The following is a 17,369-nucleotide window of genomic DNA, read 5'->3' as shown; positions in this document are numbered from 1 at the left end:
AGATGGTCTGTAACGATATTCTCTCCTCTTCTAACCTTAAGTGGAGGTGATCACATGAGTTTACCAGAAAGTGTCGGAAACCGGATACGGGAGCTAAGAAAGGCTAAAGGATGGACACAGGAACAACTGGCAGAAGCCGCAGGACTTCATTACAGTTATATTGGTGGAGTAGAACGTGGGGATCGAAATATTTCATTGGAGACGTTGGAAAAAATAATTCTAGCGTTAAAAGTTCCGCCTTTTGAACTTTTCCAATTCGATGAAACTACAGATCGAAAACAAATTATAAATGAACTTATGTTACTCATAAATTCAAGAGAAACAACTGAACTCGAAATCCTGACTACTATAACTAAAAATATTGTTGGTTTAATTGAGCTTCAGCAAAAAAAGAACTGAACTATTCCCTTCTAATTTTTACACTTCCTCTTCTATAAGCTTGTTAAGGTGGTTAATATGACAAAATTACGGAATTCGGTTGGAGAAAGAATTAGAGCAATTCGGAAGGCTAAGGGATTAACACAGCAACAACTTGCGGAGCTTTCAGGATTAGATGATGCATATATCGGATCACTAGAGCGTGGCGAAAGGAACTTTTCGATTGATACCTTGGAGAAAGTGCTAACCGCCTTAAACGTGTCTATCAGTGAGTTGATGTTTTCCGAAGAACATATGACTACAGACGAAATGATTCGGCAAGAGGCGATAGATGAGTTTGTTGCGCTCACCAGCAGATTGAATGATGAGCAGATCAGCATTCTTAGACGTGTTAGTAAAGAAGTTTCACGCGCGTTCGACTAAGTCATTTCACCCTAAAAAGCCTTGAATAAAACCAAAAAAGAGCACCCAACAGGTGCCCTCCAAACCTTTTTATATAAAAATACTCAAGCATACAACATAAAAAAGCTCACTTCATGTCCCAGTTGCTTTAGATAATTATAGATCTGCGAGCGGTGATGGAATACGTGGGTCACGGTCTCAATCTGCCATTGAACCTGTAAATGCCCATGCTCCATATAAAAGGCCTTCGTTGAACGATTCAGATAATCGTCCTCGCTGAGCGAAAGAATGTAAGCCTTATAAGCCTCAAAATTCTGCCTGAAGGTCGCAGCTAAACGCTCGGGATCTTCCATTCCGGACAGGCTATTTTCGATGCTTCCCACTTCTGCCTCGGACTTCTCCTGCATAATCGCAAGATCCGAAGCCGGAATAAGCACAAAGTGATGCACTAACTCCAACAGCGAGCGGAAATTATCCTGTGGGCGAAAGCTCCAATCCTCTGGACGTATTTTACGAATCAAGGCTTCCCCTGTCCGTACTCCAGTCTCCAGCTCATTCAGCAGATGATCGCGAACTTGCAGCGTTCCGCTCATATTCACATCTCTCCTTTGCCATTCTTATTCATATTTTGAGTATAGCCGGGGTCCCTGAACGTGTATTGTAAAAATCGGACAACTTCCGAAAGTCTTTAGCCGCAGTAAGCGGAGAAGCTCCATAAAATTTGCGAAAATCACGGATCAGATGCGCCTGGTCAAAAAAGCTGTGCTTTAATGCCAGCCCCGTCCAATCGACGGAACCACCACTCTGAATACTGTGCAGAACGCTCTGGAAGCGGACGACTTCACTGAACTTCTTGGGGCTGATCCCGATCCATTGCCCAAATTTGCGGTTGAGTTGTCTTTCACTGATCGCCTCACGCTCCGCGAGCTCCTTAACCCCCACACTCCCACCGCTCACAAAGATGTGATGCAGCAGGTTTTTCATCAGGTCACAATCGCTTATCCTACGACTCAGTAGCAGCTGGTTGAGATACTGATCCATTATACGCACCCGTTCATTAAAGTCTCGTGCCTCCAAAATACGCTCACCTATGATCTCGACATTTTCAGGCCATATCTCTTCCAAGCGATAATTACCACCTGTAAACAAATAAGTCGGCATCCCATGAAAATAATGTGCTCCACCGGGGAAAAATCTCACTGCAAAAATACGTGTCTCGGACCCTGCTTGTCTGGTAGACACGAACGGGTGCGTAAATGTCCCGCAGTATGAGAGTTCCTGATGCTTACTCACCGGGTCGTATTCTAATAGAATATCCGTACAACCGTCAGGTAATACCCGGTCCACTGCCTCTCTACCCGATACTCTCATATTCCCTTCAGGGACTTCTTTAGTAACCGGGCCAGACTCCCAATAACAGGCTACGTAAGCTCTCAGCGCAGCAGACGGTTTTTGCTCAATATAATATGTATAGAGGTCACTTCCATTGACTTGAAGCGGACGAAACAGTGAATGCAGCAAAGGGTCCATCCATCGTTCACTCCTGTCTCAGATGTGGTAGGAATAAATACAAAAAGGACGTTTCTCCCCGAAACGCCCGTGCTTGTTTTTTAGACGACCAAAAACTCTGCTTTCTTCTCACATTCCTTGCACTTCACTGGAGGGTCCCAATCCGAAAATTTCGTTTCTTTGAGATCGACGACATCCGGTGCATCCTCGTATTCATCGACGAACATATCAATTGCCAGTTCCACATGCTCTTTACATACCACGTACATTCCAGTTGCATCCCTTTCCGTTTGAAGCTCTTCCTGTTGTAGGTGTGTCTAAACCGCCTTCTTTTGTTCTACCACACTTGACGCGGAAAGGAAAGGGCTTGCCCACTATCCCTGACGTTTGGTCTTAAAAATGAGGAAATTACTGACGTTCAGGTCTTCACGGAAATGGGGATATTTTTCCAGCATACCAGCAGACGGCTTCGGTTCGATCATCCCTTCCAACAACAAACCCGACTCCACAATGGCCTGCACATAGCTTCCCAGCGTACGGTGAAAATACAAAAGTTTTTCCTCCTGATCATAAGGAATCGCTTGCTCCAGGGGACCTTCGTTGAAATACTGATCCACTTTCCAATACAGCTTTTTCCCTGTCTCATCCTTCACCCATCCACTCTGCGGTGTCAGAAAGCACGGATGCAAAATAGAAAAAATAAAGCTGCCCCCTGGAACTAATAACCGCCGCATTTCGGCAATCGCCAGCTCATAATGAGCCAAATCCTGAATGACCATATTGGATACGATCAGATCAAAACTCTGGTCTTCGAACATCTCCAGCCTCTCCAGATTGCCGTGGTGATATGTAATTCCCATTGCTGACGGTGTCCGCTCTCTTGCAAGCTTTAGCATCTCTGTCGAGTAATCAACAGCTTCCACCAACGCGCCCTCCTGAACCATTTTCCGGCTCAGGTAACCTTCGCCACACCCGGCATCAAGCACTTTTTTACCTGCGATCAGTCCCATACACTCTTGCAAGGCAGGATTTAGCAGCACTTCACGAGACCGATCCCCTTCTTCGGTGTACTTGGCAGTAAAGTTTTCTGCATGCATGTTCCAGCGTCGAATGGCCTCTTCGGTGTTCCACTTATTCATATTCATCTCCTTCTTTCTTTTGGTATTTGAGGGGGCCATAGATTCTACACTCATTTCTGTATTTTTTCAATAATAACGCTTACAAAATTAAAATATCTAATTAGCACATGATTTTTACATGAATTATACAGGTATTCCAAATTAAAATAATATGATAGTGTTTAATGGAAAGCGCTTTCAAAAATAACTTTGTAAAGGGGCCTGTTATGTTAAAACGAAGACCCATTTCATTGCTGTCGTTGACGCTTGCCATTACCTTATTGTTATCCACGTTCGCATCCGTTGCCGCTGCTGCTGAAACAGACGGACAAGCACAGCCAGCCGCTGCCATCGGCAATATGCAGTCATATGTAGAAGCCATGCAGCCCGGAAGGATGGCGAAGTCACACTGAAGTTCCACTTCTGGAGCGGAGATGTGGTGACATACAAAATCACCAAGAGCGGAACCCGTGTGACGGGCGTGACGTCTTAATCTAAGGCACAGCAGAAAACGAAAAAAGGCGTTCCCGGAAATAAGCCGGAGAGCGCCTTCTTTATAGTTAAGCCTATCATTCAACCTTAGCCTTCCGGCTTATCTGTTAATTTTAACGTCACCGACTCTTCCTTGCCTGCCCGGTAAAAGGTAACTTTCAGCTCATCGCCAATCTTCTTGTTATCGTACAGGTAACGACGCAAATCAAGCGTAGAGTTAATCGGTTCGCCATCAAACGCCGTAATGACATCGTTCAGCTTCAAGCCGCCCTCCTTGGCAGGACCATGGGCCTCCAGAACAACGGCCCCATCTTTCACGCTGTCAGGCAGCTTGAGCTCCTTGCGCTGAGTTTCATCCAGCGGTGCATATTCATTATTAAGATCCACCGTGTACACCCCCAGATAAGGGCGGGTGATCTTGCCGTCCTCAACCAGTTCATTCACCGTCTTCATTACTTCATTGGCGGGAATGGCAAAGCCCAATCCTTCCACACCTGTATCGGCGATTTTCATCGTATTGATGCCAATCACCCGTCCGTCCAGATCGACCAGCGCTCCGCCGCTGTTTCCTTCATTGATCGCCGCATCAGTCTGAATCACATGCTGCTCCCAGTCATATACACCATCCTGATTGATGGAAATCGGAATAATTCGATTCGTATAGCTCACAATGCCAGAGGTCAACGTGTCTCCCAATCCGAGTGGATTGCCAATCGCAATGACCGTCTCGCCCAGACGAAGTTTGCTGGAGTCGCCGATATCCGCTACTGTGCTAATGCCTTTATCGTCAACTGCCAGTACCGCGATATCACTAATGCGATCCTTCCCGATCAGCTTTGCCTCTTTTCTGACACCGTCTACGGTTACAATATCCAGATCATCCGATCCCTCGATGACATGGTTGTTCGTCATAATAAAGGCTTTGCCTGAGCTTACACGGAAAATGACGCCCGATCCAAGCGCTGATTGTTCCGTACTGTTACCGTCTTCCCCTTTCAGGTTTACGATGCTGACGACAGCTGGGCGTATCTTGGCTGCCGCTTGCACAATCCGGTCATAAGGATCGCCCGCTGCTTGCCGCAAGGGATAATGACTTGCTCCGGTTACTGCTGTAGTGGAGGGAAGACCTGTAATAAAGCTGAACAGCAGCACGGCAACCACTGCACTAACCGCACCGCTGATGACAGCAGCCTGCACCGGACTTACCCGGCGATTCCTGTGCGGCCAACGTCCCCGTCCTCCGCGACGTGCTTTAAATGCTGTTTTTTTAGCCGCACGTGTGGACACCTTCGTTGAATAAAAATCATCTTCAAACAAGCCCATGCTAATCCTCTCCCCTTCGTTGTCATGCACCGACACTCACTAAAAAATTAGGGCTATTCGGGCTTGCGCCAACCTATGCTACAGAGAACCTGCTCCGTTGAACATCACAAATGGATTGAATATCCCCCACCATCGGAATTCAGCAACTAATCGTTTCGGTCTACTTATTAATCACCACAAATAGCACTTTCCTAAGCAACCAAATCTCATAAATTAGCATACACGCCAAATTTGACCCCGAATAGAGGGAAAAAGAGGAATGATTTCCAAACCAATGGACTACAATAGTAACAAGTCTTCTATTCTATTACAAAATGATCGTCTCATAGAGACGTTCTGGCTTGTTCCCGTCCGCTTAAAGCAGCCTATACTTTCGATGAGAGCCTTCCTTCAGAAAGCTTTCTGTTGTTAGCTTTATTGTATCACAGCACCTGGCAAAACCACAGGCAGAACCAAGCTTATTGCACGCCATTTTAAAAATATTTTTACAGGAGGAATATAAGATGAACTCCCATCGTTCCGCTATGGATGAAGTTCGCATGGCAGCCAAGCTTGCGGATTTGAAAGACGAGCACTACCGGAATACACTGGCGCTAAGTACATTGATTGAACTACTGGTGGACAAAGGCATAGTGACCCGTGAAGAGGTCGAGCGCAAAGCCGCCGAGCTGGACAGCTTTATGGCTCACTTACCTTATCCCAAGGTGTAGGACGATCATAATACGTATCACACAATCGAAACTCACTATCCTTGTAAAAACAGCCGCGGTCTTCCATCGCATCGCGTACAGTCATCTTCGCAAGTTCCATCATATTGTGGTCGCGGCTCAAGTGTGCCAGATACGTTCGCTTTGTCCGTCCGGTCAACAGCTCGCTAAGAATCGCTCCTGCCATCTCATTGGATAAATGGCCGATATCACTGAGAATACGGCGCTTGATGTTCCAAGGATAACGGCCCATACGCAGCATTTCTACATCATGATTAGCCTCCAGCACCAATACATCTGCATCTGATATCGCTTGTTTTACCTTATCGCTGACATAGCCGAGATCGGTTGCTACGCTAAGCTTCTCTGCCCCATCATAAAAGCTGTACCCTACGGGCTCAGCCGCATCATGGGAGATGCCAAAAGACTCTACACGCAATGACTCAAATTCCCTTGTCGCGCCTGTCTCCAATATTCTGCGGTTATCATCCGCAATTTGCCCAACAGCGTTGCTGATGGCAAACCAAGTCTTCTCGTTAGCATATATAGGTAAATTATATTTACGCGCCATGGCGCCTAGTCCTTTAACATGATCGGAATGCTCATGTGTGACCAAAATACCATCCAACTCTTCTCCGCTCAGATCGCGTTCTTTCAGCAATTCGTCAATACGCTTTGCGCTGAGACCTGCATCGATGAGCAATGTCGTGTCTTCGTTCCGCACAACGGTAGCGTTGCCGGTCGAACCGCTCGACAGCACGGTAAAAGAAATCCCCATATCTGTTCAAGACCCTTCTGTATGTTCTGTCTTTGGACTAATGACATCTCCGTTCATCTGTACATAATACACACCTTTTCCGTTGTCCAGCATAAACCGCCACACCGGGGCAGCCACCTGGCTATCGGAGTTAAAGGTCTGCCCATAATATCCGAGCCGGATATCCTTCACTACGGAGTCACGCGGCAAATAGCCGTCGATCAACCTCGCCAAGGCTTTGGACGCAGGCAGCATTTTCTTTGCCTCATCCGAGGGCTGGAGCTCCACCTGAATTTTGCGATACCCTGTAATCTTCTGATTGCTGTAAAACAGAGCCAGCTTCACATTAAAGAGCGGCCACTTGCCCTGTACCAATGGATGCAGCACAAAAGCATCTGCCTGTCCGGATACGAGCTCCTCCTGAACATCCAGCGGATCATACTGATAGCTATCGATATCCTTGATTTGCGGCTCCAGTGCCTCCACTAGCGCATCATGAGTAAATACCAGCTTGCTGTCCACCGGTCTCAGCAGCTGCACAAGTTCATCTTTCTCTCCACTATGGACATAGGTGTAAGACAGCTTGGGCAGCTGCGGGGTATCTCCGGGAATCGGAGCCAACACCTGAATGCTTTTCTCTTCCATTAAACGCTGCGTGTTTTCATCCAGTGAAGTAAAATCCAGATTCGGCCCGGCCGTTTCCTGCGCATCATGCCACAGTTGATAACCCAATACCACATTGAGCAGCAAAAATGTACAGATCAGTACGTTTTTAGCGCGGCTCCAATCCATTCCCGTTCCCCCTTCCTATCATCGCTTTGTCTCTTGGTCTGATTTCGTTGGTGTTGTATTGGATGCTGTCGTTACAGGAACAGCATGAATCTCTGCCGCAGAACCATCGCTGAACGTAACACGCCACTCAGGGACAAGCTTCAATCCGTCATTGATCAGCTCCGGCTGATATACAGGAGTCAGATCCCTAATCGACTTGCCATCGCCTACCATTTGCAGTTGCTTCTCCAAGGCTTCGCCACCTGGCAGCAACACCTTTCTCGAGGATTGCTCCCCGCCCTTGAGATACAGCAACGAACGATCATAGACAGATGCCGTTTCCTGCTGGATTTGCAATGAAATCGTACCAAAGCGGAACGATGGCGTGTCCAGCACCGGATAAGCACCATAATACTGCTGGAACATCACACTTGTGCGATTTTCATCGCTGCTCCTCAATTTCATCTGATATGAAGCATCCCAACCGCCATGCTGATTTACAAAATCAACTGCGGCCAATACGTCCCTAATCGGACTGCTTCCATCTGCCCCTGGTGCACTGGGATCGGTATAGCTCATCCAACGTTGATCCTGCTTGATCTGTAGACTACGCTTGCTATCTGTATAAATTTGGGAACCATCTTTTTCCTGAATATTGCGCGTAATGCCTGGATCGAAAAATAAATTTCGCTGCATCTGTTCCGTCGTAAACAACCCGGCATATACCACAGGCTGTACAGTCTCCAGGTTATTCACGGGAATGTAGTACTGATTATTCACCAGCTTGTACAACGGAGCATTTTTCCCAAAATTCACATGCTGCCGAATGTCTTCTACCGTCATATCGAACTGGTTCGCCTCATACACCACATCGCCTCTGGCACTAAAAAAAAGCGCGTGCGGCTTGGCATTCTTTTCGTCGATATAGATCCAGATGCGGTTAATCGTCTCTCCCTGAAACACCGAATCCGGCGTCAGACGCATAACCCGTTCCAGTAATGAAACCGGAACTCCGCCTGAAAATGATAGTTCGATCCCCTCATTCTCACTGCGGATCCGTGCCCAGTCCGCTGATTGGATACTCCGACGTTGGAAATTGTTAAAACTTCGACTTTCCAGCCGTGTATAAATTAAATCGTAAAAAGTAACCCCCGGATAAAAAACGGTATGTTTCTTCTCACCTTGATGAATTAGCATCCTATCAGGGAATACAAGATTTTCAATCTTTTTCTCCTGCCCCATGCTTTCGGTTTTGACATAGTTCGTTTCTGAGGTGATTACAGAATCACTGCCCGGAAGACGGTAGATCAAAAAATAAGTCTGAACCAGGCTGGAAGCCACCAGCAAAACAAGCGTCCAGGACTTCAAACGTTCCTTCACTGTGCTTCCCTCCCTTCACCCGACATAGGCAGCGTAAAAGTCGTACAAGTTCCCTGACCATATTCGGACTCCAGGAAAATCTGGCCTCCATGGGCCTTTACAATTTCCCGGGCAATCGACAGCCCCAGTCCCGTGCCACCCATATTGCGCGATCTCGCCTTGTCCACACGATAAAACCGTTCAAAAATCCGGTCCAGATCTTTTTTGGGAATACCAATTCCAGTATCCTGCACCGAAATAGCCAGCATGCCCTCATTGTTGCGGCGAGCCTCGATCCGAATACTTCCACCTTCTGGCGTATATTTCAATGCATTGGACATCAGATTGTCCAGCACCTGATCAATCTGATCGCGGTCGATTACGACCTTGCCAATCCCCTGCTCTACGAACATGCCTGAGCGAATGTGATTTTCCTTCATCTGAAAAGAAAACCGATCCGCGACCTCGTCCAGCATCTCCATCACATCGGCAGGCTGCATCCGCAAAGGCGCTTCATTGGAATCGAGCCGCGATAGATGCAGCAAATCTGTAACCAACCGGATCATACGCTCCGTCTCATTGCGTATAACACCCACAAAACGCTCTGCGAGCTGCGGCTCAGCCATCGCGCCGTCATCCAGCGCTTCAGCGTAGCTGCGGATCGTCGTCAGCGGTGTGCGTAGCTCATGGGATACATTAGCTACGAATTCCCGTCGCGTCGTCTCCATTTCCTCCTGCTCTGTCACGTCCTGGAGCACAGCAATCGTACCCGTAATGCCAAATTCCCGCCGATGAATTGGCGTAAAGGTCACGCGGATGACGATGGGCTCATCTTGACCAGCCGGCTCCAACTGCAAGAGTGTAGAAGCGGACGAGCCGCTGTACAGAGCCTCAGTTTCCTCGGGGTCGATCCCCAGTAGTACCGCAATATGTCTGCCAGTCATTTCATTCTCGTTCACGCCCAGCATGGCGCTGGCCCGGCGATTGACCAGAATGACCCGGCCATGATCGTCGGTAGCGACCACACCGTCGCTCATATTGGTCAAGATGGAGGAGAGCTTTTCCTTCTCCTCCTCATTCTGCGACAGTGCCTCACGCAGACGTCCTGTCATATAGTTAAAGGCCACGCTCAGCCTACCGATTTCATCTTCGCCAAACACCGGCATCTGCTGGTCAAATTTGCCCTCAGCGACCTCTGTTGCATGACGTGTCATCACTTTGATCGGATGCGTAATCGTGTGGGCCAATACCACGCCCAGCACAGCCGTCAACGCGAGTGCAATCAGCATACCTGAGAGAAACACATTGTTAATGCGTTTCATCGTATCGTACAGCTCAGCCATCGAAGCAGCGATGTACACCGCACCGACGATTTTGCCTTGGCTGATGACAGGCTTGGCGACGACCTTCTTGCGGACGTTATCCTCGTCCACCATATATTCCTCGTTATCACGGATTCCTTGAAGTGCGCGGCTAACCACTGTCTGCGTATTTTTACGTCCGACATAGTCAGCGTGGGAGCCTTGAGAAGTAATCAGTACTTTGCCGCTGGCATCCAGCACCTGAATTTCCGCACCGCTGAAATCAAACAAGTTATTTACGCGTGCACGCAGACTTTCGACGCTATCTTCTTCCATTTTGCCATCACTGCCGCTCAGATCCTGCTCCGCCAGCACGGACAGCATCTCCGCCCGTGCTTGCAAATCCTGCGTAAAATTACTCGTCAAAGAGTTCTTCATCGAGCTGACAAAATAGACTCCAATCAACTGCATGGCCACCAAAATAAGCAGCACATAGATAATAATCAACTTGGCATGAATGGTGCGAAAGAAAGACAGCCATCTCATGCCCGCAGGCCACCTTTGCCCCCGTTAACAATATATCCGAGGCCACGGCGTGTCAGAATGGTCTCCGGCTTGCTCGGGTTTTCCTCAATCTTCTCGCGCAGCCGCCGGATCGTCACGTCTACCGTCCGCACATCCCCGTAGTATTCAAATCCCCATACTGCTTGAAGCAAATGCTCGCGAGTCATGACCTTGCCTGCATTTTTCGCCATATAATATAGAAGTTCATACTCGCGATGCGTCAGGTCAAGTGGAGTTCCGTTTTTATAGGCTGTATACATATCCGTATCAAAAAAGAGATCGCCTACGCGCAGCCCCTGCTTATCCTCCTGTGGGCGGCTTTCCGGCGTGCCCGCCACGCCGCGTTGCTGTCTACGCATCTGTGCCTTCACCCGTGCCAGCAATTCCCGTGTGCTGAACGGCTTCGTCACATAATCGTCCGCGCCCAGCTCCAGCCCTAGCACTTTGTCGATTTCCCCATCCTTCGCAGTCAGCATAATAATTGGCGTCTGAAGCTGATGTCCACGCACCTCGCGGCATACGTCCATACCATCCATGCCCGGCAGCATCAGGTCCAGTAAAATCAGGTCTGGCTGTTGCTTAACCGCAATATCCACTGCACTGATTCCATCGAAGGCGCAAATGACCTCGTAGCCCTCTTTTTCCAAATTAAATTTTAAAATATCAGCGATAGGTTGTTCATCATCCACTACTAGAATCGTCCCCTGCATACAGCGATCACCTCTTCTCACGGATCATCATCTATCATTAACTTTCGTTTGTTAGCGCCCATAAGATGCTTATTCTATTCTATCATACCCATACGCTATTCCATTACTTTTCCAGACCCTTTTCTTTACGCAGAAAAAAACCATGTCTGCACCTGCTGTTAAGCATGCAGAAAAACATGGCCTTTCTCCTTGTTCTTCGTCAATCATGTAGCTAACGATATAATCATCAAATCTATCTTAAATACGTCATGGGATTGCGTGCCGTATTATCCTTGCGAATTTCAAAATGAAGATGCGTTCCTGTTGAGCGTCCTGTGCTCCCCATAACTCCGATCGACTCGCCTTGTTGAACAACCTGTCCTACATGAACGCCAATGCTGCTCAAATGCCCGTACACCGTCTGGTAGCCGTTGCCATGATCGATCATAATGACATTGCCATATCCATTCTGCTGACCTGCAAATGACACCACACCTTCATCAGATGCGTGAATGTCAGGACTGCCAACCAAATCGACGCCCTCATGCATACGTCCCCAGCGTGCGCCAAAGCTACTCGACATCGTAGCGCCAGACACCGGCCAAGCGAACTGTCCGGAACCTTCTCCCTCGACTTTCGTTCCTCTCAGAACCACCTCGGTAACAGACGGCTGTAACACCTTTTGACCAAGCCATTCCTCTTGCACGACCTCGCCGTTCTCCTTGGTCAAACGATAGTCCATCTCTTTAAGACCTGCTTGTCCCGGTCTGACGACTTTCGTAACTCCTGCTTTCAATTCATCGCTCTGGCGAATCTCTACCTCAGGCTCGATGGCGATCTGCTCGACGACCTTTTCTACTGTTCGTACCGTAACAGGTGCCTTTGGAGCCGTGACTTTTAATTCGTCCCCAATTTGCAAATACAATTCACGCAAGCCAGGATTATTCTGCTTAATCTCCCAAGCCGTCATATCGAATTTAGCAGCAATGGATGACAAAGAATCGCCTTCCTGCACTGTATACGTTATAGGCGCTTCACGCCCCTCGGTTAGTACTTTAACCGCTTCTGCCTCTGTCAGCACCTTGTTCGGATCTGCTTTCACCGGCTCATACGCAATTTTTTCACGGATACTGGCAGACTCCAGCCATGCTTTAGGTGCCTTAGTGCTTGCGCTAGCATGACTACTCCCCACGGATGTTTTGCGAACCAGCCCCTTGATGCCTGTCGCCGTACCTTCACCTGCAGGTGTGTATTTCTTCTGCACTTGCTTTAAAGCCGCTTGTGCAGTCGCTTTATCCTTTACAATGCCAACCATCTGTCCGTTGACCTTCACTTTTACTCCTTTGGCATAGGCAGTCAGCATGCCGTCCAGCTTCTTCAGCGTGGTTGCGCTATCGATATCCGCCTTATATGCCTTTTCCGTGCTCGTCGTTACTGCGCTCGTATTGAGCACCATTTCCACGTCAGGATACTTGTCTTTATACTGTTTGCTCTTCGTTGTATACAGCTGCTTAAGCTGCTGCTCATTCAAGATACTGCCGACCTCAACGCCTTTAACATACACTTTATAATAAGGAACTGTATTGGCTCCAACATACTGATTGCTAGCAAAAATAAGACCGCCAACAATCACAATGCCGCCTGCCGCCCAACTTAACCATCTTTTCCGTCCGCTCCACCATGTTGCTATTTTCCCTGCTTTATCAGCAGAATTGCCCTCAACACTTGAATTTCCACTCCTGTGGTCTGGTGATAACTTCCCCTTAGAAACCTCCATGGTTCTCTCCTTTTCAGCATATCCTATCTCTATTAAATGCGTTCATTATTGTTTTTTTACATGATAAAAGTAGCCCTTTTACAAGCTTATCTATGATAATAGTCGCTATCTAGCATTGCATAGTTACGTAAAAGGTTTCAAAAATTTAACCTTTTCACAACACAGTTTACTTTAACATAGCTTTTACAAAGAATTCAACTACAACCCAATTACTTCCTTGAACGCAAAAAAATCCGCGCCTGGCGCGGATTCTACAGTCCTGTTTTGAGCATTAACATTGCCCATACATTTCATGCGTTTTTATTTATGCATTATTTAAGCATACCCATCAACTTGTTATATTCCTCTTTGGTCAAATACTTCGCAAGCACCTGCTGAATATCTTGCAGCTCCTGCTCGGTGAGACCGCCTTCCATCGCGGCTGATATTTTCTGCATCTCCTCCGGCGGTAGTTTATTCATGAGAATCGTAAAAATCTCCTGCTTCTGAGCCGCCGGTAAATTGTTCTTTTTCTCTGTCAGATGGTCGGGCGTAATGACCAAATCATGACCTTCGATACTCGTTTCGGGTGTAGCTGTACCTTCTGCCTGCTGACGCGACTCGCTGTCTGGTGTTCCCACCGATGTGGCCCCTTCCTGAGATCCCTTTCCATTGGATGAGCCACCAGCTTCATGTCCACTTTCTTCTAAGCCCTGTCCCATGACAGGCAAAGCATTATCAGGCGGTGTTACACCTCCAGAGTCGCTCCCTGTCGTCTTGCTCTTCCCTGTGCCTGTACTTTGGTCAGTACCAGCGCTGCCTTTTAGCCAACTCCATCCCCATATCGGCTGGTGATCAAGCTGAATGTTAAACTGCCGCAGCAGTGATTGAACATAGGCATTCACGACCACACCGGTCACTGCCAGTGTCAGCGCGCTGACCAGCACCACCGTCATTCCTTTTTTAAGCAGCCATCCAAGCCACCTCATATCCCGTTACCTCCTTATACGCATCCTGCCATGTGTACACCATGAAGTGCATATAGACCAGTATTGACGAGATATGACGATTTTTAACCCTTGGAATATGTAAAACTAGCACAAACACAACTACACAGAAAAAAGGAGAGAAAGGAATTAACCACCTCTCTCTCCTAATCGTGCAGGAATAGCTATATTTTAGAACAGGCATGACGCCTTCATAGAATCCTATAGATGTCTTACAAATAAATCGGAAGCACTTGGTTCGTTTGATCACGGTTACGACCAACCGAGAAAATAGCGATTGGAATGCCTGTCAGCTCGGATACGCGTTGTACGTATTTGCGTGTATTTTCAGGCAGTTCCTCCAACGTTTTTACGCCAGTAATATCTTCGCTCCAACCTGGCAATTCCTCATATACCGCTTCGCATTCCGCCAGCATTTTCAAGCTAGCTGGATAATGCGTGATGATCTCACCGCGATATTTGTAGCCTGTACAGATTTTGACTGTTTTCAGGCCTGTCAAAACGTCCAACGAGTTCAGGGAAAGACCCGTTAATCCACTGACACGACGGGCATGACGGACAACGACGCTGTCAAACCAGCCAACACGACGAGCACGTCCTGTAACCGTGCCATACTCATGACCTGTTTCACGAATGTAATCGCCGACTTCATCGTTCAACTCCGTTGGGAAAGGTCCATCACCTACACGAGTTGTGTACGATTTAGCTACACCGATCACTTGTTGAATTTTGGACGGGCCTACACCGGAACCGATACATACGCCGCCAGCCGACGGGTTAGAGGACGTAACGTATGGATACGTACCTTGGTCGATATCGAGCATAACGCCTTGCGCACCTTCAAACAATACCTTACGATTCGCGTCGATTGCATCGTTCAGCACAACAGACGTGTCCGCTACATAAGGACGGATAAACTCAGCATATTCCAGGTACTGTTTCAATATTTCTTCAACATCCAGCGGCTCGCCGCCGTATACTTGCTCAATCACTTGATTCTTTTCCTTCGTTAGATGGCGCAGTTTCTTTTCGAATTCCTCTGCATCCAGCAAATCAGCAATACGAATACCGTTACGTGCAGCTTTATCCATATAAGCAGGACCGATCCCTTTACGGGTAGTACCAATTTTGTTAGGACCTTTGCGGTCTTCTTCCAGCACATCCAACGTCATATGGTAAGGCATAATGACATGTGCGCGGTCACTAATGACCAAATTTTTTGTGGAAAATCCATTATCATGAATATAAGTAATTTCTTCAATAAGAGCGGCTGGATTCACTACCATGCCGTTGCCAATAACACACTTTTTATCTTCATAAAAAACGCCGGATGGAATCAGGCTCAGCTTATACTTTTTACCGTCAATGAGAATCGTATGACCAGCATTGTTTCCGCCTTGGTAACGGGCCACCACTTCAGCGCTTTCCGCCAGATAGTCCGTGATTTTACCTTTGCCTTCGTCTCCCCATTGTGTTCCCACAACGACTACAGTTGACATGTTTCATTCCTCCGTGGAGTGCCCACAGACACTCTGATTTTGAGCTGACGCGCTAACACATATCTGGCTTCAACCGCCTCAGCGGGCAGATATGAAGCGTTCTCGGACAGCAGGAAAAAACGTCCGTCGCAGACATTCCACAAGTTCGGAAAGCCCCGGGCGTAATGATCTCCCGCTACGTTGAAGCAGCACTATAAGTGTACCAGTACCATTTTTCAAAGTCAAATAAAAAGCGAACATTATATTACATGAAAATAGTATTGTTCGTAATTGAGAGTTTCAATCGTTCTATGAAAATATATGAATTCTATAAAAAAGACTCTCTCGAAACCGCGATACCCGCGTCGAAAGAGCCTTTTCTAAACATACTAATATATTAACCGGCGAACGCATCCGAATGGGCACGCTCGTAATTAGCGAATTTATTATAATTTTTAAGAAATACCAACTCTACCGTACCGACCGGGCCGTTACGCTGCTTGGCAATAATAATTTCAATAATATTTTTCTTTTCTGTTTCCTGATTATAGTAATCATCCCGGTACAGAAACGCAACGATGTCAGCATCCTGCTCGATGGAACCCGATTCCCGCAAGTCACTCATCATTGGCCGCTTATCTTGACGCTGCTCCACGCCCCGACTCAGCTGGGAAAGGGCAATTACAGGCACTTCAAGTTCACGGGCGATTTGTTTCAATGTCCGTGAAATTTCGGATACCTCCTGCTGCCGGTTCTCGCCCGCTTTGCCGCGTCCGTGAATGAGCTGCAAGTAGTCAATAACGATCATACCCAGTCCCTTTTCCGCCTTGAGACGGCGGCATTTGGCTCGGATATCAGCCACAGTGATGCCGGGCGTATCGTCGATATAGATTTCCGCCTCTGACAAGGCTGCAATGCCCATCGTCAGCTTCGCCCAATCGTCATCGCCCTTAAATTCACCTGTCCGCATGACGTTCGCGTCCAAGTTAGCCTCGGCACAGATCATCCGCTGCACGAGCTGAGCCGCCGACATTTCCAGACTGAAGATGGCAACCGTCTCTTTTGCCCGTACTGCAACGTTTTGTGCAATATTCAGGGCAAATGCCGTTTTACCTACAGATGGACGAGCAGCCACAATGATCAAGTCATTGCGCTGGAAACCCGCTGTCATCTTATCCAAATCAACAAAGCCGGACGGAATTCCGGTCGTGTTGCCCTTGTTCTGATGCAGCAATTCAACGCGGTCAAACACTTCCATCACGACATCGCGGATGGCAATAAAGCCACTGCCTGAGCGCCCGTTGGAGATTTCCATAATCTTGCGCTCGGCATCGCTCAGCATGCCGGCGACATCCTCGCCGTTGCTATAGCCTTCGCTCACAATCTGTGTAGCTGCACGAATCAAGCGACGAAGCATCGCTTTTTCTTCAATGATCTGGGCATAGTAATCCACGTTAGCCGCTGTTGGCACCCCGTGAGCCAACTTCGCCAGATAACTGACACCACCGATATCCTCTAGCTGTCCCTTGTCTTGAATTTTCGAGGTCAGCGTAACCAAGTCAATCGGCTGTCCGGATTCACCCAGCTCAATCATTGCTTCGTAAATCATCTGATGAGCTTTATCGTAAAAGTCCTCGGTCTGCACCCGCTCCATTGCGGTAATCAGTGCTTCGGACTGAAGCAAAATAGACCCGATAACCGCCTGTTCAGCCTCCAGATTTTGCGGAGGAATCCGATCAAAAAATTCGCCGCCCATAA

18 protein-coding genes and 1 pseudogene are annotated in these 17,369 nt (G+C 47.8%); 5 read left to right on the top strand and 14 right to left on the bottom strand.

The window, feature by feature from the left end; all coding sequences use genetic code 11:
• The first annotated feature begins 54 nt into the window (after positions 1–54).
• Positions 55–399 (top strand): helix-turn-helix domain-containing protein, encoded by a 345-nt coding sequence (locus tag C0638_RS07995; RefSeq protein ID WP_013373875.1) that lies wholly within the window; start codon positions 55–57, stop codon positions 397–399.
• 57 nt (positions 400–456) lie between these two features.
• Positions 457–801 carry a helix-turn-helix domain-containing protein gene (locus tag C0638_RS07990; RefSeq protein WP_058712160.1) on the top strand — a complete coding sequence of 115 codons (345 nt, stop codon included), beginning with the start codon at positions 457–459 and terminating at the stop codon, positions 799–801.
• Positions 802–884: 83 nt separating this feature from the next.
• On the opposite strand, the gene C0638_RS07985 is transcribed toward C0638_RS07990, so the two are convergent.
• The 4 genes from C0638_RS07985 to C0638_RS07970 all read right to left on the bottom strand — a co-directional run bounded on the left by C0638_RS07985 (position 885) and on the right by C0638_RS07970 (position 3,428).
• The gene (locus tag C0638_RS07985; protein ID WP_058712159.1) at positions 885–1,373 is read right to left on the bottom strand and encodes a DinB family protein; all 489 of its coding nucleotides are present in this window, start codon (positions 1,371–1,373) and stop codon (positions 885–887) included.
• Positions 1,374–1,401: 28 nt separating this feature from the next.
• On the bottom strand, positions 1,402–2,310 hold the full coding sequence (locus C0638_RS07980; RefSeq protein ID WP_058712158.1) for an AraC family transcriptional regulator: 909 nt from the start codon (positions 2,308–2,310) through the stop codon (positions 1,402–1,404).
• 80 nt (positions 2,311–2,390) lie between these two features.
• Positions 2,391–2,558 carry a CxxH/CxxC protein gene (locus C0638_RS07975; protein WP_013373879.1) on the bottom strand — a complete coding sequence of 56 codons (168 nt, stop codon included), beginning with the start codon at positions 2,556–2,558 and terminating at the stop codon, positions 2,391–2,393.
• A gap of 105 nt (positions 2,559–2,663) precedes the next feature.
• The gene (locus tag C0638_RS07970; protein WP_058712157.1) at positions 2,664–3,428 is read right to left on the bottom strand and encodes a class I SAM-dependent methyltransferase; all 765 of its coding nucleotides are present in this window, start codon (positions 3,426–3,428) and stop codon (positions 2,664–2,666) included.
• Positions 3,429–3,634: 206 nt separating this feature from the next.
• Between C0638_RS07970 and C0638_RS07965 the strand changes: the two genes are divergently transcribed.
• Both C0638_RS07965 and C0638_RS25155 read left to right on the top strand, forming a co-directional pair.
• On the top strand, positions 3,635–3,820 hold the full coding sequence (locus C0638_RS07965; RefSeq protein WP_058712156.1) for a hypothetical protein: 186 nt from the start codon (positions 3,635–3,637) through the stop codon (positions 3,818–3,820).
• The gene (locus C0638_RS25155; protein ID WP_324912061.1) at positions 3,775–3,900 is read left to right on the top strand and encodes a hypothetical protein; all 126 of its coding nucleotides are present in this window, start codon (positions 3,775–3,777) and stop codon (positions 3,898–3,900) included. Before C0638_RS07965 ends, C0638_RS25155 begins: the two co-directional genes overlap by 46 nt.
• A gap of 86 nt (positions 3,901–3,986) precedes the next feature.
• On the opposite strand, the gene C0638_RS07960 is transcribed toward C0638_RS25155, so the two are convergent.
• Positions 3,987–5,222 carry a S1C family serine protease gene (locus tag C0638_RS07960; RefSeq protein ID WP_058712155.1) on the bottom strand — a complete coding sequence of 412 codons (1,236 nt, stop codon included), beginning with the start codon at positions 5,220–5,222 and terminating at the stop codon, positions 3,987–3,989.
• Between the two features lie 503 nt (positions 5,223–5,725).
• Between C0638_RS07960 and C0638_RS07955 the strand changes: the two genes are divergently transcribed.
• A complete protein-coding gene (locus tag C0638_RS07955; RefSeq protein WP_013373883.1) occupies positions 5,726–5,932 on the top strand; it encodes a hypothetical protein in 207 nt (68 codons plus the stop codon).
• Here the strand turns inward: C0638_RS07955 and C0638_RS07950 are convergent.
• The 9 genes and pseudogenes from C0638_RS07950 to dnaB all read right to left on the bottom strand — a co-directional run bounded on the left by C0638_RS07950 (position 5,901) and on the right by dnaB (position 17,367).
• Positions 5,901–6,707 (bottom strand): MBL fold metallo-hydrolase, encoded by an 807-nt coding sequence (locus tag C0638_RS07950; RefSeq protein WP_058712154.1) that lies wholly within the window; start codon positions 6,705–6,707, stop codon positions 5,901–5,903. The genes C0638_RS07955 and C0638_RS07950 overlap by 32 nt on opposite strands.
• Positions 6,708–6,713: 6 nt before the next feature.
• Positions 6,714–7,478, bottom strand: a complete 765-nt coding sequence (gene yycI, locus C0638_RS07945; protein ID WP_013373885.1) for a two-component system regulatory protein YycI — start codon at positions 7,476–7,478, stop codon at positions 6,714–6,716.
• A gap of 18 nt (positions 7,479–7,496) precedes the next feature.
• Complete coding sequence (locus C0638_RS07940) at positions 7,497–8,837, bottom strand: YycH family regulatory protein (RefSeq protein ID WP_013373886.1); 1,341 nt, start codon at positions 8,835–8,837, stop codon at positions 7,497–7,499.
• A gap of 65 nt (positions 8,838–8,902) precedes the next feature.
• Positions 8,903–10,588, bottom strand: a pseudogene (gene walK, locus C0638_RS07935) (cell wall metabolism sensor histidine kinase WalK); the annotation flags it as partial.
• Between the two features lie 71 nt (positions 10,589–10,659).
• Positions 10,660–11,391: a response regulator YycF gene (gene yycF, locus C0638_RS07930; RefSeq protein ID WP_058712153.1), complete on the bottom strand. Its 732-nt coding sequence runs from the start codon at positions 11,389–11,391 to the stop codon at positions 10,660–10,662.
• A 232-nt stretch (positions 11,392–11,623) separates the two neighbouring features.
• Positions 11,624–13,147 (bottom strand): M23 family metallopeptidase, encoded by a 1,524-nt coding sequence (locus C0638_RS07925; RefSeq protein WP_058712152.1) that lies wholly within the window; start codon positions 13,145–13,147, stop codon positions 11,624–11,626.
• A gap of 311 nt (positions 13,148–13,458) precedes the next feature.
• Positions 13,459–14,115, bottom strand: coding sequence for a hypothetical protein (locus tag C0638_RS07920; RefSeq protein ID WP_058712151.1), 657 nt, complete (start codon positions 14,113–14,115; stop codon positions 13,459–13,461).
• A gap of 230 nt (positions 14,116–14,345) precedes the next feature.
• Complete coding sequence (locus tag C0638_RS07915; RefSeq protein ID WP_013373891.1) at positions 14,346–15,632, bottom strand: adenylosuccinate synthase; 1,287 nt, start codon at positions 15,630–15,632, stop codon at positions 14,346–14,348.
• A 376-nt stretch (positions 15,633–16,008) separates the two neighbouring features.
• The gene (gene dnaB / locus C0638_RS07910) at positions 16,009–17,367 is read right to left on the bottom strand and encodes a replicative DNA helicase (protein ID WP_058712150.1); all 1,359 of its coding nucleotides are present in this window, start codon (positions 17,365–17,367) and stop codon (positions 16,009–16,011) included.
• Positions 17,368–17,369: the final 2 nt, after the last annotated feature.

This window comes from Paenibacillus sp. lzh-N1, from assembly GCF_002872435.1.
GTDB classification, from domain to species: domain Bacteria; phylum Bacillota; class Bacilli; order Paenibacillales; family Paenibacillaceae; genus Paenibacillus; species Paenibacillus polymyxa_C.
This window is presented reverse-complemented; position numbering and strand designations above follow the sequence as displayed.

What these genes read in the sequence shown, in the direction of transcription:
- C0638_RS07995 (WP_013373875.1), top strand. Translation starts at nt 55, where the DNA reads ATGAGTTTACCAGAAAGTGTCGGAAACCGGATACGGGAGCTAAGAAAG.
- C0638_RS07950 (WP_058712154.1), bottom strand. Translation starts at nt 6,707, where the DNA reads ATGGGGATTTCTTTTACCGTGCTGTCGAGCGGTTCGACCGGCAACGCT.
- C0638_RS07965 (WP_058712156.1), top strand. Translation starts at nt 3,635, where the DNA reads ATGTTAAAACGAAGACCCATTTCATTGCTGTCGTTGACGCTTGCCATT.
- C0638_RS07955 (WP_013373883.1), top strand. Translation starts at nt 5,726, where the DNA reads ATGAACTCCCATCGTTCCGCTATGGATGAAGTTCGCATGGCAGCCAAG.
- C0638_RS07925 (WP_058712152.1), bottom strand. Translation starts at nt 13,147, where the DNA reads ATGGAGGTTTCTAAGGGGAAGTTATCACCAGACCACAGGAGTGGAAAT.
- C0638_RS07975 (WP_013373879.1), bottom strand. Translation starts at nt 2,558, where the DNA reads ATGTACGTGGTATGTAAAGAGCATGTGGAACTGGCAATTGATATGTTC.
- C0638_RS07915 (WP_013373891.1), bottom strand. Translation starts at nt 15,632, where the DNA reads ATGTCAACTGTAGTCGTTGTGGGAACACAATGGGGAGACGAAGGCAAA.
- yycF (WP_058712153.1), bottom strand. Translation starts at nt 11,391, where the DNA reads ATGCAGGGGACGATTCTAGTAGTGGATGATGAACAACCTATCGCTGAT.
- C0638_RS07980 (WP_058712158.1), bottom strand. Translation starts at nt 2,310, where the DNA reads ATGGACCCTTTGCTGCATTCACTGTTTCGTCCGCTTCAAGTCAATGGA.
- C0638_RS07985 (WP_058712159.1), bottom strand. Translation starts at nt 1,373, where the DNA reads ATGAGCGGAACGCTGCAAGTTCGCGATCATCTGCTGAATGAGCTGGAG.
- C0638_RS07990 (WP_058712160.1), top strand. Translation starts at nt 457, where the DNA reads ATGACAAAATTACGGAATTCGGTTGGAGAAAGAATTAGAGCAATTCGG.
- C0638_RS07970 (WP_058712157.1), bottom strand. Translation starts at nt 3,428, where the DNA reads ATGAATAAGTGGAACACCGAAGAGGCCATTCGACGCTGGAACATGCAT.
- C0638_RS07960 (WP_058712155.1), bottom strand. Translation starts at nt 5,222, where the DNA reads ATGGGCTTGTTTGAAGATGATTTTTATTCAACGAAGGTGTCCACACGT.
- C0638_RS07920 (WP_058712151.1), bottom strand. Translation starts at nt 14,115, where the DNA reads ATGAGGTGGCTTGGATGGCTGCTTAAAAAAGGAATGACGGTGGTGCTG.
- dnaB (WP_058712150.1), bottom strand. Translation starts at nt 17,367, where the DNA reads ATGGGCGGCGAATTTTTTGATCGGATTCCTCCGCAAAATCTGGAGGCT.
- yycI (WP_013373885.1), bottom strand. Translation starts at nt 7,478, where the DNA reads ATGGATTGGAGCCGCGCTAAAAACGTACTGATCTGTACATTTTTGCTG.